General features: G+C 75.0%; 14 protein-coding genes. 6 read left to right on the forward strand and 8 right to left on the reverse strand.

What is annotated here, in order from left to right; all coding sequences use genetic code 11:
* Positions 1–93 precede the first annotated feature (93 nt).
* Positions 94–591 carry a redox-sensitive transcriptional activator SoxR gene (gene soxR, locus ACFVU3_RS27915; protein ID WP_390070413.1) on the reverse strand — a complete coding sequence of 166 codons (498 nt, stop codon included), beginning with the start codon at positions 589–591 and terminating at the stop codon, positions 94–96.
* 106 nt (positions 592–697) lie between these two features.
* On the opposite strand from soxR, the gene ACFVU3_RS27920 reads away from it, so the two are divergent.
* Positions 698–1159, forward strand: a complete 462-nt coding sequence (locus tag ACFVU3_RS27920) for a MaoC family dehydratase (RefSeq protein ID WP_390070415.1) — start codon at positions 698–700, stop codon at positions 1157–1159.
* Here ACFVU3_RS27920 and ACFVU3_RS27925 read toward each other — a convergent pair.
* From ACFVU3_RS27925 to ACFVU3_RS27935, 3 genes are all read right to left on the reverse strand, one after another.
* Positions 1150–1782, reverse strand: coding sequence for a TetR/AcrR family transcriptional regulator (locus tag ACFVU3_RS27925; RefSeq protein WP_390070417.1), 633 nt, complete (start codon positions 1780–1782; stop codon positions 1150–1152). The two genes, ACFVU3_RS27920 and ACFVU3_RS27925, sit on opposite strands and share 10 nt — an antisense overlap.
* Before the next feature lie 98 nt (positions 1783–1880).
* Positions 1881–2171, reverse strand: a complete 291-nt coding sequence (locus tag ACFVU3_RS27930; protein WP_390070419.1) for a YiaA/YiaB family inner membrane protein — start codon at positions 2169–2171, stop codon at positions 1881–1883.
* 75 nt (positions 2172–2246) lie between these two features.
* Positions 2247–3398, reverse strand: coding sequence for an acyl-CoA dehydrogenase family protein (locus tag ACFVU3_RS27935; RefSeq protein ID WP_390070421.1), 1152 nt, complete (start codon positions 3396–3398; stop codon positions 2247–2249).
* 79 nt (positions 3399–3477) lie between these two features.
* On the opposite strand from ACFVU3_RS27935, the gene ACFVU3_RS27940 reads away from it, so the two are divergent.
* The 3 genes from ACFVU3_RS27940 to ACFVU3_RS27950 all read left to right on the forward strand — a co-directional run bounded on the left by ACFVU3_RS27940 (position 3478) and on the right by ACFVU3_RS27950 (position 6228).
* Positions 3478–4155 carry a TetR/AcrR family transcriptional regulator gene (locus tag ACFVU3_RS27940; protein WP_390070423.1) on the forward strand — a complete coding sequence of 226 codons (678 nt, stop codon included), beginning with the start codon at positions 3478–3480 and terminating at the stop codon, positions 4153–4155.
* Between the two features lie 210 nt (positions 4156–4365).
* Positions 4366–5061 (forward strand): ArsR/SmtB family transcription factor, encoded by a 696-nt coding sequence (locus tag ACFVU3_RS27945; RefSeq protein WP_390070425.1) that lies wholly within the window; start codon positions 4366–4368, stop codon positions 5059–5061.
* A gap of 219 nt (positions 5062–5280) precedes the next feature.
* Positions 5281–6228, forward strand: coding sequence for a DMT family transporter (locus ACFVU3_RS27950; RefSeq protein WP_390070426.1), 948 nt, complete (start codon positions 5281–5283; stop codon positions 6226–6228).
* Here the strand turns inward: ACFVU3_RS27950 and ACFVU3_RS27955 are convergent.
* Positions 6178–6843, reverse strand: a complete 666-nt coding sequence (locus ACFVU3_RS27955) for a TetR/AcrR family transcriptional regulator (protein WP_390070592.1) — start codon at positions 6841–6843, stop codon at positions 6178–6180. The genes ACFVU3_RS27950 and ACFVU3_RS27955 overlap by 51 nt on opposite strands.
* Before the next feature lie 291 nt (positions 6844–7134).
* Here ACFVU3_RS27955 and ACFVU3_RS27960 point away from each other — a divergent pair, with 291 nt between their 5' ends.
* The gene (locus tag ACFVU3_RS27960; protein WP_390070427.1) at positions 7135–8073 is read left to right on the forward strand and encodes a DMT family transporter; all 939 of its coding nucleotides are present in this window, start codon (positions 7135–7137) and stop codon (positions 8071–8073) included.
* 34 nt (positions 8074–8107) lie between these two features.
* Positions 8108–8848 (forward strand): DsbA family protein, encoded by a 741-nt coding sequence (locus tag ACFVU3_RS27965; protein WP_390070428.1) that lies wholly within the window; start codon positions 8108–8110, stop codon positions 8846–8848.
* An 87-nt stretch (positions 8849–8935) separates the two neighbouring features.
* Here ACFVU3_RS27965 and ACFVU3_RS27970 read toward each other — a convergent pair whose 3' ends face one another.
* The 3 genes from ACFVU3_RS27970 to ACFVU3_RS27980 all read right to left on the reverse strand — a co-directional run bounded on the left by ACFVU3_RS27970 (position 8936) and on the right by ACFVU3_RS27980 (position 12118).
* Positions 8936–10015 carry a Zn-dependent alcohol dehydrogenase gene (locus ACFVU3_RS27970; RefSeq protein ID WP_390070429.1) on the reverse strand — a complete coding sequence of 360 codons (1080 nt, stop codon included), beginning with the start codon at positions 10013–10015 and terminating at the stop codon, positions 8936–8938.
* A 26-nt stretch (positions 10016–10041) separates the two neighbouring features.
* A complete protein-coding gene (locus ACFVU3_RS27975) occupies positions 10042–11433 on the reverse strand; it encodes an aldehyde dehydrogenase family protein (protein WP_390070594.1) in 1392 nt (463 codons plus the stop codon).
* Positions 11434–11680: 247 nt separating this feature from the next.
* Positions 11681–12118, reverse strand: coding sequence for a class F sortase (locus ACFVU3_RS27980; RefSeq protein ID WP_390070431.1), 438 nt, complete (start codon positions 12116–12118; stop codon positions 11681–11683).
* Between the last annotated feature and the right edge of the window lie 340 nt (positions 12119–12458).

Below are 12458 nucleotides of genomic sequence, written 5' to 3' on the forward strand. Positions count from 1 at the left end.
GGCCGGAGCCGCGGCCGGCCCGGAGGCCGGAGCCGCGGCCGGCCCGGAGGCCGGAGCCGCGGCCGGCCCGGAGGCCCGCGACGGCGGGCCTCGCTACTTCCCGGCCGGACCCGGGGTGTCGTCCTCCGGGGTCTCGCGACGCAGCGGCAGCAGCCGGGAGCCGGCCATGCGCTCGCCGAAGACGTCGTCGGGGTTGGACAGGACGCAGGTCTCCAGGGAGAGGCAGCCGCAGCCGATGCAGTCCGTCAGGTGGTCGCGGAGCCGGCCGAGCTGCTTGATGCGGTCGTCGAGTTCGGCGCGCCAGGTGGCGGAGAGCCGGGACCAGTCCTCGCGGGTCGGGGTGCGCTCCTCGGGGAGTTCGGAGAGGGCGTCGCGGATGGTCGCGAGGGGGATGCCGACGCGCTGGGCGGCGCGGATGAAGGCGACCCGGCGCAGCGCGTCGCGCCCGTAACGGCGCTGGTTGCCGGCGGTGCGGCGGCTGCCGATGAGCCCCTTGGCCTCGTAGAAGTGGAGGGCGGAGACGGCCGCGCCGCTGCGGGCGGAGAGCTGGCCGACGGTGAGCTCGTGGATCTTCTCTGGAATCTGCGGCACCCCGCGAACCCTACTGGTCCGTTGACAGCGCGACCCCCACCCCACATGCTGAGCAAGCGCTTAGACACAGACCGTTGGGTATGTCGTACGAGAAGGGACCAGGGACATGGCCGAGCCGAGGATCTTCACCTCCGCCGAGGAGCTGCGCGCGGGGGTCGGCGAGCAGCTGGGACACAGCGACTGGCTGGAGGTCGACCAGAAGCGGATCGACCTCTTCGCCGACGCCACCGGCGACCACCAGTGGATCCACGTGGACCCCGAGCGCGCCGCCTCGGGCCCCTTCGGCTCGACGATCGCGCACGGCTATCTGACCCTCTCCCTGCTGCCGCTGTTCGTGCCGCAGGTGCTGCGGGTCGAGGGCATGAGGATGGGCCTCAACTACGGCACGGAGAAGGTGCGCTTCCCCGCGCCGGTGCCGGTCGGCTCGCGCCTGCGCGCCACGGCGGTCCTCACGAAGGTGGAGGAGGCCGGCGGCGGAGTGCAGGTCACCGCGAAGGTGACCGTGGAGCGCGAGGGCGGCGACAAGCCGGTGTGCGTCGCCGAGTCGGTCTCCCGCTACTACTTCTGAGCCCGGAACCCCACCATGCGCAGCACGAGGTCGGCGTAGAACGCGCCGACCTCGTCGGGCGTCCGGCGGCCCTGGACGTTGAACCAGCGAGCCACGTCGATGCAGAGGGAGAGCACGGCGACGGTGGTGCCGGCCGGGTCCGCCACGTCGAACTCGCCGGCCGCCACGCCCTCCTCGATGATCCGGCGCACGGTCGCCTCGGTCTCCCGGCGCAGCTCCACGATCTCGGTGCGGTGCTCGGGGCCGAGCGCGTCCAGCTCGTACTGGACGACCCGCGCGGTGGTGTGGCGCTCGGCGTGCCAGCGGACGAAGGAGCGGACGGCGTCGGCGAGCCGGTCGGAGGCGGCGCCGTCCCGCAGCTCGGCGGCCCGGAGGATCTCCAGGGCGCGGTCGTGACCGATGCGGCTGATCCGGTGGAGCAGCTCTTCCTTGGTCTTGTAGTGGATGTAGAGCGCGGCCGGGCTCATCCCGGCGCGGCCCGCGATGTCGCGGGTGGTGGTGGCGTGGTAGCCGCGTTCGGCGAACGCCTCGACGGCCGCGACCAGCAGCCTCCGGGCGGCCTCGGGCGCGACCTCGCCCCAGGTCACGTCCTCGCCGCCGGGCGTCTGCTCCGCCGTGCTCATCCCCACACTCCTCCTCGGACCGGTCAGGACGAACACCATACAACGAAGCTGAGCAAGCGCTTAGAGCCCGGGGCGCCCGGGGTCCGGGCCCACGGGGCTCAGAGCTTCTGCTGGAAGGGGTCGTGTTCGGCGAGGAGCTTCTCCAGACGGGCCTGGTCCACCCGGCTGACGATCCGGTCGGACTCCTGCCGGTCGCGGACCACCTTCGCGAGGGTGAAGGCGGAGGTGGTGAGGTAGAGCACGGAGACCGCCATGAAGGCGCGCACCCAGGCGCTCGCCTCCAGCTGGTAGATCCCGATGGCGACGGCGCCGAGGGCGATCGCGAAGGAGATGACGGCCTGCGCGTGGTAGGCGTTCGTGTTCTGCTGCTTGACCTGTGACTCGCTCATGGCGACAGCATCGGGCGGATGTGGCCGGCGCCACATCCGCCCGGATACTCAGCGCGGTACTCAGACCGCGGGGGCTCAGAAAGCGGAGATCCCGGTGAGCGCCCGGCCGATGATGAGCTTCTGGATCTGGCTGGTGCCCTCGTAGAGGGTCATCACGCGGGCGTCCCGCAGCAGCTTGCCGACCGGGTACTCGTCGATGTAGCCGTAGCCGCCGAAGACCTGGAGGGCGTTGTTGGCGGAGCGGACGGCGGCCTCGGAGGCGTACAGCTTGGCCTTGGAGGCGGCGGTGGCGAAGTCCAGGCCCCGGTCGATCAGGTCGGCGACCCGCCAGGTCAGCAGCCGGGCGGCGTCCACGTCGACGGCGATGTCGCTGATGAGCTCCTGCACGAGCTGGTACGAGGCGATGGGTCTGCCGAACTGCTCGCGCTCCCCCGCGTACCGCACGGCGGCGTCGAGGGCGGCCTGGGCGATGCCGACGCAGCCGGCCGCGACCGACATGCGGCCCTTGGCGAGGGCTGACATGGCAACGGAGAAGCCCTTCCCCTCGGGGCCGAGCATCGCGGAGGCCGGGACGCGCACGCCCTCCAGGGCGAGTTCGGCGGTGGCCTGGCCGCGCAGGCCCAGCTTGCCGTGGATGGTGCGGCGGGTGAGGCCGGGGGTGTCGGTGGGGACGAGGAAGGCGGAGACGCCCTTGTGGCCGGGGGCGTCGCCGGTCCGGGCGAAGAGCAGGACGACGTCGGCCCAGGTGCCGTTGGTGATGAACATCTTGGCGCCGTCGATCACGTAGTCGCCGCCGTCGCGGACGGCCCGGGTGCTCAGATTGCCCGCGTCGGAGCCGGTGCCCGGCTCGGTGAGGCCGAAGCAGCCGAGGGCGTCGCCGGAGGCGAGCCGGGGCAGCCAGGCGCGCTTCTGCTCCTCGGTCCCCCAGGCGGCGACGGTCTTGGTGACCAGCCCGAGGGAGACGGAGACGATCCCGCGCACGGAGGAGTCGCCGCGCCCGAGCTCCTCGGTGACGAGGCAGTACGCGAGGTGGTCGCCGCCCGAACCGCCGTACTCCTCCGGGACGGTGAGCCCGAGGAAGCCGACGTCGCCGAGCTTCTTCACCAGCCCCCGGTCGACGCTCTCCGCCCGGTCCCACTCCACGACGTGCGGCGTCACCTCACGGGCGACGAAGTCGGCCGCCAGCCGCCGTACGGCCTCCTGCTCCTCGCTCAGTCCCAGATCCACCGCGACGCCACCTCACCCGGTCCGCTCAGCATTTAATTACCACTGCTAGTTTTCTTGGTACGGGCCTACTATGTGCGCCATGGCCCGACCGCGCAAGCCCCTGCTCAGCCGAGACCGCATCGTCGAGACGGCGGGCGCGCTCGTGGACGCGGAGGGCCTGGACGCCCTCTCGACCCGGCGGCTCGCGGCCGAGCTCGGCGTGAGCGGGCCCTCGCTCTACAACCACTTCCGCACCAAGGACGAGATCCTGGACGCGGTCGCGGACGCGGTGAGCGCCAAGATCGACCTGTCGATGTTCGAGCCGGACGACCCGCGCGACTGGCGCACCGCCCTCCACGACTGGGCGCTCTCCTACCGGGCCGCCCTCGCCGACCATCCGCACATCGTCCCGGTGCTCGCCCAGGGGCCGGGCCGCCGCCCGGCGGGCCTCAAGGTCGCCGACGCGGTCTTCGGCGCGATGGTCCGGGCCGGCTGGCCGCCCGCCCAGGCCACCCACATCGGCGCCCTGATGCGGTACTTCGTCACGGGCTCGGCCCTCGGCTCCTTCGCCCGCGGCTTCGTCGACGACGAGACGGCGTACGACCCCGCCGACTACCCCCACCTCGGCCAGGCGCACCGCCTCGCGGAGCACCGCGAGAAGGTCGACGAGGGTGCCTTCGCCACCGGCCTGCGCGCCCTGCTCGACGGCCTCGGCGCGCAGTACGAGATCGGGGTACGGGGGGCCTGGGCGCCGCAGGGCGCGGAGCGGGGCGGTTAGGGAGCGGGGCGATTAGGGACCGGGGCGATTAGGGACCGGGGCGCGGGAGGGAAGCGGGGCGCGGGAAGGGTTCGTGCGGGAGGCGTCCGCGTGCGGGAGGAGTCCGCGTGCGGGAGGAGTGCGTGCGCGGGAGGAGTGCGTGCGCGTGGGAGGGGTCCCTGCGGGGACGTTTCGGGCGGGGCCGAAGGATGTGTGGGGGATGCTGGGCCCATGGGAGCCAGTGATCTCGCCGCGTTCGCGGCGCTCTTCGCGGAGGAGAGCCGGGCCGCGATGCTGCTCGCCCTGCTCGACGGGCGGGCCTGGACGGCCGGGGAACTCGCCCGGCACGCGCGCGTGGCACCGTCCACCGCGACCGAGCACCTGGGGAAGCTGGTCGCGGGCGGGGTGCTCACCGAGGAGCGGCAGGGCCGGCACCGGTACGTGCGGCTCGCCGGGCCCGGCATCGCGCACCTCGTGGAGGAGCTGGCCGCCCGCGCCGGCTCCGGCGCGGACGAGCCGCCCCGGTCGCTGGCCGCGGTGAGCGCCGGACGGGCGATGGCGCGCGGCCGCACCTGCTACGACCACCTCGCCGGGCGGCTCGGGACCTCCGTCACGGACGCGCTGACCGCGCGCGGGCTGCTGCGGCAGGACACCGGGTTCGCGCTCACGGACCGTGGCCTGGACTGGTTCGCCGGCCTCGGCATCCCCCTCGCGCCGAAGGGGCGGCGGCCGCTCGCGCGCGGCTGCCTGGACTGGACCGAGCGCCGGCCGCACCTGGCGGGGCTGGCGGGAGCGGCGCTCTGCGCCCACGCGCTGGACCACGGCTGGTGCGTACGCATCGGGTCCGAGCGGGCGGTGAAGGTCACCCCGGCCGGGGAACGGGCCCTGCGGCGGGAGCTCGGGATCGAGGCCGCGACGCTGCGGTGAGGTGCCCCGGGGCGGCGAGCGGATACGCCGGGGGACGGCGCGGGCCTGGTACGACGCGATGGCGGTCTCGGTCCGGGGTCGCGGTCTCGTCACGGTCCGGGGTCACGGTCGCGTTTGCGGTTGCGGTCCGGGGTCGCGGGCGCAGGCACGGGCGCGGGCACAGGCGCGGGCACCGATATTGCGGTGTGGGCCGAAGGGTGCGGGTCCTACCGTCGGGGCATGCCGAAATCCGTCTCCTCCGCCCGGCTCGCGCTTGCCGCGGCCTGCGTCACCGTCGTCCTGTGGGCGTCCGCCTTCGTCTCCATCCGCAGCGCCGGGGCCGCGTACTCCCCCGGCGCGCTCGCCCTCGGACGGCTGCTCGCCGGGGCGCTGGTCCTCGGGGCCGTCCTCCTGGTGCGGCGCGAGGGGCTGCCGCCCCGGGCCGCGTGGCCGGGGATCCTCGTCTCCGGACTGCTCTGGTTCGGGGTGTACATGGTGGCGCTGAACTGGGGCGAGCAGGAGGTGGACGCCGGGACGGCCGCGATGCTCGTCAACATCGGCCCCCTCCTGATCGCCCTGCTCGGCGCCCGGTTTCTCGGCGAGACCCTGCCGCCGCGGCTGCTGGCCGGCATGGCGGTGTCCTTCGCCGGCGCGGTGGCCGTGGGGCTGTCGATGTCCGGCGAGGACGGCCACGCCTCGGTGCTGGGCGTGGCGCTGTGCCTGCTGGCGGCGGTGGCGTACGCGGGCGGGGTCGTGGCCCAGAAGCCGGCGCTGGCCCACGCGAGCGCGCTCCAGGTGACGACGTTCGGCTGCGCGATCGGCGCGGCGGCCTGCCTGCCGTTCGCCGGGCAGCTGGTGACGGAGGCGGCGCGGGCGCCGCTGTCGGCGACCGCGAACATGGTCTACCTCGGCGTGTTCCCGACCGCGCTCGCCTTCACGACCTGGGCGTACGCGCTGGCGCGGACGACCGCGGGGCGGATGGGCGCGACCACGTACGCCGTGCCCGCCCTGGTGGTCCTGATGGCCTGGGCGCTGCTCGGCGAGCTGCCGGGGACGCTGACGCTGGTCGGCGGCGCGCTGTGCCTGGCGGGCGTGGCGGTGTCCCGGTCCCGCCCGCGCGCGTCCGCTCCCCCGGCGTCAGGGACGGGCGCCCACCTGGAGGAGGCCGCGGGCGAACGCCGCCAGTGAGACGCCGATCCGCTCGACGGGGAGCCCGAGTTCGTGCCGCTGGAAGGCGAACAGCTCGGGCGCGAGCGGGGCGAGGACGGTGTCGACGAGGGCGTCGGGGTCCTCGGTGCCGTGCGCGACGAGCAGGGTGCGGACGTGGACCCGCCAGAAGCCGTACGCGCCGGTGCGGAAGCGCTCGGGCCCGGTCTCCGCGCCGAGCGCCAGCGGGAGGTGCTTCTCCAGGAGGTTGAGCATCGCGAGGTAGAACGCGGCGAGCCGCTCCCCCGCGGGCGCGCCGGGACCCAAGGGCGGCGGGCCGTAGACGAGCTGCCCCTGGAGCAGCCGCTCGTGCTCGTCGAGCAGCGCCACGGCGACCGAGGACGGGTCGGGGAAGCTCCGGTAGAGGGTGGCGCGGCCGACGCCGGCGGCCTTGGCGATGCGGTCCATGGTGACCGTCCGGGGATCGCTCTCGGAGAAGAGCCGTTCGGCCGCGGCGAGGATCTGGGCGCGGTTGCGCTCGGCGTCGGCGCGGCGGCGCGGCGCGGCGGCCGGGCGCGCGCCGTGGGCCTGGAGGTCGCCCTCGATCAGGAGGCCGCCGGCCGCCGACGGGACCCCGGCCGCCAGCACGTCGCCCATGGCCAGGGGGTCGCCCGCCGCGCCGAGGGCGGCGGTCAGGTCGCGCTCGACGCGGGAGGGGCGGTCGGCCGGACGGGGGGCCGCCCCGTCCGGCGTCCGCGCCGGGTCCGGCCCGGTGCCGGGCCGCTCGTGGTCGCTCATGGATCCGACCCTACTTCCCTTTCACTCAAACGGACACCTTGTCCGCTTGAGCGTCCCCGTGGCACTCTAAATGGACACGGCGTCCGCTTGCGGAGTTCGTCGCCCTGCCCTGCCCTGCCCTGCCCCGGAGTTCCACGAGGGAGATCCCGGATGCACACCGCCCTGCTCGCCGTCGCCCTGCTCGTGGGCTGCCTCCTCGCCGTCCAGGCGTCGGCGAACCTCCAGCTCAACTCCGCCGTCGGGACCCCGTACGGCGCCTCGACGCTGCAGCTCGGCGTCGCCACCGCCCTCCTCGCCGCCCTGGCGCTCGCCGCCGGGACCCTCGGCGCGCTGGGCGGACTGCCGGACGTGCCGCCCTGGCAGTTGCTCGGCGGACTGGCCAGCCCCCTCTACATCACCAGCGGCATCCTGCTCTTCCCCCGGCTCGGCGCCCTGGCGAGCGTCGGACTCTTCGTCACCGGGCAGATGTTCGCCTCGCTCGCCCTCGACCTCTTCGGCCTGCTGGGGCTGGAGCGGAAGGAGCCCGGCGCCGGCATCGTCCTCGGCGCCGCCGCCGTCCTCGCCGGCATCGTCGTGATCATCCGCGGCGGGCGCGGCGCGGGCCCGGCGGGCGCCCCCGGTCTGTCGGCCGCCGCCCGCACGGGCTGGCTCGCCCTCGGGATCGTCGCGGGCGGGGTCCTGCCGGTGCAGGGCGCGGTCAACGCCCAGCTGAGGGAACGGCTCCACGCGCCGCTCACCGTCGCCGTCATCAGCTTCGCCGTCGCGACCCTCACCATCGCCGTCGTCCTGCTGGTGCTCCGGGCCACCCGGCGCACCCCGGCTCCGCGTGTCGCCCCGCTGAAGAAGATGCCCTGGTGGGGCTGGCTCGGCGGGGCCTGCGCCGCCGCGTACGTGACGGGCACGTTCCTGCTCATACCCGCCATCGGCGCGGCCGTGACCATCGCGCTGACGGTGACGGGCCAGCAGCTGACCTCGGCCCTCATCGACCACAAGGGGCTCTTCCGGCTGCCCCGGCGCCCCCTCACCCGGCCGCGCGCGCTCGGTCTCGCGCTGCTGCTCGCCGGCTCGCTCACCATCCAGCTCGCCTGAACCCCGCGCTCCACCCCGACGAAAGGACACACCCATGCCCGAGAGCACCACCGCGCCCGCGGCCGTCCCGTCCGCCGCCGCCACCGAGCCCTCCGCCGCCGTCACCCCGCCGCCCGGAGTCCTCATCGTCCACTCCGATCTCTGGTGCTCGTTCGCGCACCTCGCGATCCACCGGCTGCACACCACCCGGGCCCGGCTCGGTCTGGAGGACCGGGTCTCCTTCGACCTGCGCGCCTTCCCGCTGGAACTGCTCAACGACGCCCCGAGCCCGCGCCCCGGCACGGACAGCGAGGTGGCCCGGATGGCGTCGCTGGAGCCGGCGGCGGGATGGCAGCTGTGGCAGGCGAAGGACTGGCTCTACCCGTCCACGACCCTCCCGGCGCTCGAAGCCGTGCTCGCCGCCAAGGAGCAGTCCCTGCGCGCCTCCGAACTCCTCGACCTGGGGCTGCGCCGGGCCTTCTGGGCCGAGTCCCGGTGCGTCAGCAACCGGCGGGTGATCCTGGACGTCGCGAAGGAGGCCGGCGGGGTCGACGTGGCGGAGCTGGAGGCGGCCCTGGACGACGGCAGGGCCCGCCGCGCCCTCGCCGACCAGACGGCGCTCTCGCGGACGGACGCGATCCGGTGCAGCCCGCACCTCTTCCTGCACGACGGCACCGACGTCGCCAACCCGGGCGTCGAGGTGTCGTGGGAGGGCGCCTACGGCGTCGGCTGGCCGGTGGTGACCGGCGACGACCCGCGGGTGTACGAGGACATCCTCCTGCGGGCCGCCGCCTGAACCGCGCCCCGGGGCGTGCGCGAGAGCCGCGCCCCGGGGCGTACGACGGGTCGCCCCCCGGGCGCACCCCGGGGCCGTGTCCCCGGGTCAGAAGACGACGAGGGCGCGGCCGCCCCTGCCCGCGAGCATGGCGTCGAAGGCGCCGGGGATGCCGTCCAGGGTGATCCGTTCGGTGACGAGCGCGCCGAGGTCGAAGCCGCCGTCCCGGATGTGGCCGGCGATCACGGGCAGGTCGGCCGCCGGATTCGAGTTGCCGTACACGCAGCCGGCGAGGGTGCGGCCCCAGTGGAAGATCTCCAGCGCGTGGAAGGAGACCTGCTGGTCCTTGCCGCCGATGCCGACGACGGTGGTCCGGCCGCCGCGCCGGGTGGACTCCCAGGCGGTGCGGATGGTGACCGCGCGGCCGACGCACTCCACGGCCACGTCGACACCGTGTCCTCCGGTCAGCTTCCGGATCTCGCGGGCGGTGGTCTCCGAGGCCACGACGTACTCGGTGGCTCCGGCGGCCCGCGCCAGCTCCTCCTTCTCCGGGGAGACGTCCACGGCGACGATCGTGGACGCCCCGGCGATCCGGGCGGCCTGGAGGGTGGCGAGGCCGACGCCGCCGACGCCGAAGACGGCGACGGTCTCGCCCTCCCGGACCCGGGCGGAGTGGTGCACGGCGCCCCAGCCGGTGAGGACCGCGCAGCCGAGGAGGGCCGCGTCGGTGAGCGGTACGCCCTCCGGGACGGGCAGCACGCACGCCGCGGAGACGACCGTCTCCTCGGCGAAGGCGGCCACGTTGAGGCCCGGGTGCAGCTCGCGCCCGTCGGCGGCGCGGGCGTGCACGTTCGCGGCGCCGTTCAGGGCGTTGACGCAGAGCCACACCTCGCCGAGCGAGCAGGGGTGGCAGGCGCCGCAGGACGGCGCCCAGTTGAGGACCACGCCGTCGCCGGGGGCGACCTGGGTCACTCCCTCGCCGACGGAGACGACGGTGCCGGCGCCCTCGTGGCCGAGGACGGCCGGGACGGGGACGCGCATGGTGCCGTTGGACAGCGACAGGTCGGAGTGGCAGACCCCGGCGGCGGCGAGCCGGATCCGGACCTGGCCGGGGCCGGGTTCGGGCAGCTCGATGCCGGTGATCTCCAGGGGGGCACCGACGGCGGGCAGGACGGCGGCACGGATCACGGGTGTCTCCTTCTGCGGGTCGGGGCTCAGAACTGGAGGGACTTGGTCTGGAGGTACTCGGCCAGGCCGTGGGCGCCGAGTTCACGGCCGACGCCGGAACGCTTCCAGCCGCCGAAGGGGGCGAGCGGGTTGAACCGGCCGCCGTTGATGTCGACCTGGCCGGTCTCCATGCGGCGGGCGAAGGCGACCGCCTCGGTCTCCTCGCCCCAGACGGCGCCGCCGAGGCCGTACTCGGTGCCGTTGGCGAGGGCGAGGGCCTCCGCCTCGTCCTCGTACCGGAGGATCGAGAGGACCGGGCCGAAGATCTCCTCCCGGGCGATGGTCATCCCGGGGGTGACGTCGGCGAAGACCGTCGGGGCGACGTAGTAGCCGGTCTCCAGCGGGGCCTCGGGGCCACCGGCGACGAGCCGGGCACCCTCCTCGATCCCCTTCTCGATGTAGCCGCGGACCCGGTCGCGCTGGCGGGCGCTGACCAGCGGGCCGAGGCGCTCGCCGGGGACGTACTTGGCGGCGGCCTCGGCGGCGAGGGCGACGGCCTCCTCGTACCGCTCGGCGGGGACCAGCATCCGGGTCCAGGCGCTGCACGTCTGGCCGGAGTTGGCCATGACGTTGCCGACGCCGGCGGCGACGGCCTTGGCGAGGTCGGCGCTCGGCAGGATCACGTTGGCGGACTTGCCGCCGAGTTCGAGGGCGACCCGCTTCACGGCGCCGCCGGCGAGGGCGCCGATGCGGCTGCCGACGGCGGTGGAGCCGGTGAAGGAGACGAGATCGACACCGGGGTGCTCGGCGAGGGCCTGGCCGGCGACCGCGCCGACGCCGGTGACCAGGTTGAAGACGCCGGCCGGGAGACCCGCCTCGTGGACGGCCTCGGCGAAGAGCTGGGCGGTCAGCGGGGTGTCCTCGGCGGGCTTGAGGACGGTGGTGCAACCGGCGGCGAGGGCCGGGGCGACCTTGGCGACGATCTGGTGGAGCGGGTAGTTCCAGGGCGTGATGGCGGCGACGACGCCGACCGGCTCCGCGTAGACGGTGGAGTTGCCGACCTTCTCCACGAAGGAATGGGTGGCGGCGAGTTCGGCGTACGAGCCGGCTACCGTGACCGGCAGGCCGGCGTGCACGGCCGCGGCGATCTTCGGCGGGGCGCCGAGTTCGGCGGTGACGGTGGCGGCGATCTCCTCGGCGCGGGCGGCGAGCGCGTCGCGCAGGGCGCCGATCCGGGCGGCCCGCTCGGCGGGCGGGGTGGCGGACCAGCCGGGCAGCGCGGCCCGGGCGGCGCGCACGGCGGCGTCGACGTCCTCGGCGGTGCCGGCCGGGACGTGGGCGATGACCTGCTCGGTGGCGGGATCGACCACGGGGATCGTCTCGGAGGAGGCCGCGGGGCGCCACTCCCCACCGATGTACATCGCGTCGTGGGCCTTCATCAGCTTCCCCATTCCCGGTCCGCTCGACCGCTCGCCTGCGGCGGGGCCGATCCGATCGGCTCCGCCGACCCAAACTAGCGCTGTTAGTTTTAGGGCGCCAGGGCCTGCCGGAGTGGGGCGGATCTCATCGCGGCTCCCGTCGCCGGGCGCGGCGGGGCGCCGGGCCGCGCGGAGCGGCCCCGCGCCGGGTCCGTACGGCCCCGCCGGGGCGACGGTACCCGACGCGGGGCCGGTGCGGTCCCGCGCTTCAGATCGTCTTGTCGACACCGGTGAGGTGGGCGAAGACGACGATGTTGGCGTCGTAGCCGGCACCCCGGTCGTAGGCTCCGCCGCAGGTCAGCAGACGCAGCTCGGGCCGGCCGGTGAAGCCGTACACCTCCTTGTCGGGGAAGGCGGACTTCGGGTACGTGCGCACCTTGTCCACGGTGAAGACGGCGACCCGTCCGTCGGCGCGGGCGACCCGGACGGTGTTCCCGGGCCCGAGCGAGTCGAGGTCGAGGAAGACGGCCGGCCCGGTGCGGGTGTCCCGGTGCCCCACCATCACGGCCGTGCCACGTTCGCCGGGCGCGGGGCCTTCCGCGTACCAGCCGACCTTCAGCGGGTCGTCGATCGGCGGCACGCCGAGGCGTCCCTGCCGGTCGAGCCCGACGTCCAGGAAGGGCGCCTCGGTGGTGATCGCGGGCACGGCGAGGAGGGTGGGGCGGGAGCGGGAGAGCGGGGCGGGCGAGGGAAGCGGCGCGGGGTTTCTCGCCGCCGGAACCTCCGCACGCCCTCCGGCACCGGCACGACTCCCGGCCGCGTCGGTACGGGGCCCAGTCGCGTCGGTACGACCCCCGGCCGCGTCGGCACCGGGCCGGGAAGTGTCGGCACGAGGTCGAGTCTCGTCGGCACGACTCCCGGCCGCGTCGGTACGAGGCCGGGCCGCGTCCGCGCCCGCGGCGGTGCGAGGGCCTGCGGCGGTGCGAGGGCCCGCGGCCGGCGCGGTGGCACCGGCCGCGGGGCCGGGCGCCGCGGCCGACGCCCCG

This window comes from Streptomyces sp. NPDC058052 (assembly GCF_042885515.1).
In the GTDB taxonomy this organism is placed as follows: Bacteria; Actinomycetota; Actinomycetes; order Streptomycetales; family Streptomycetaceae; genus Streptomyces.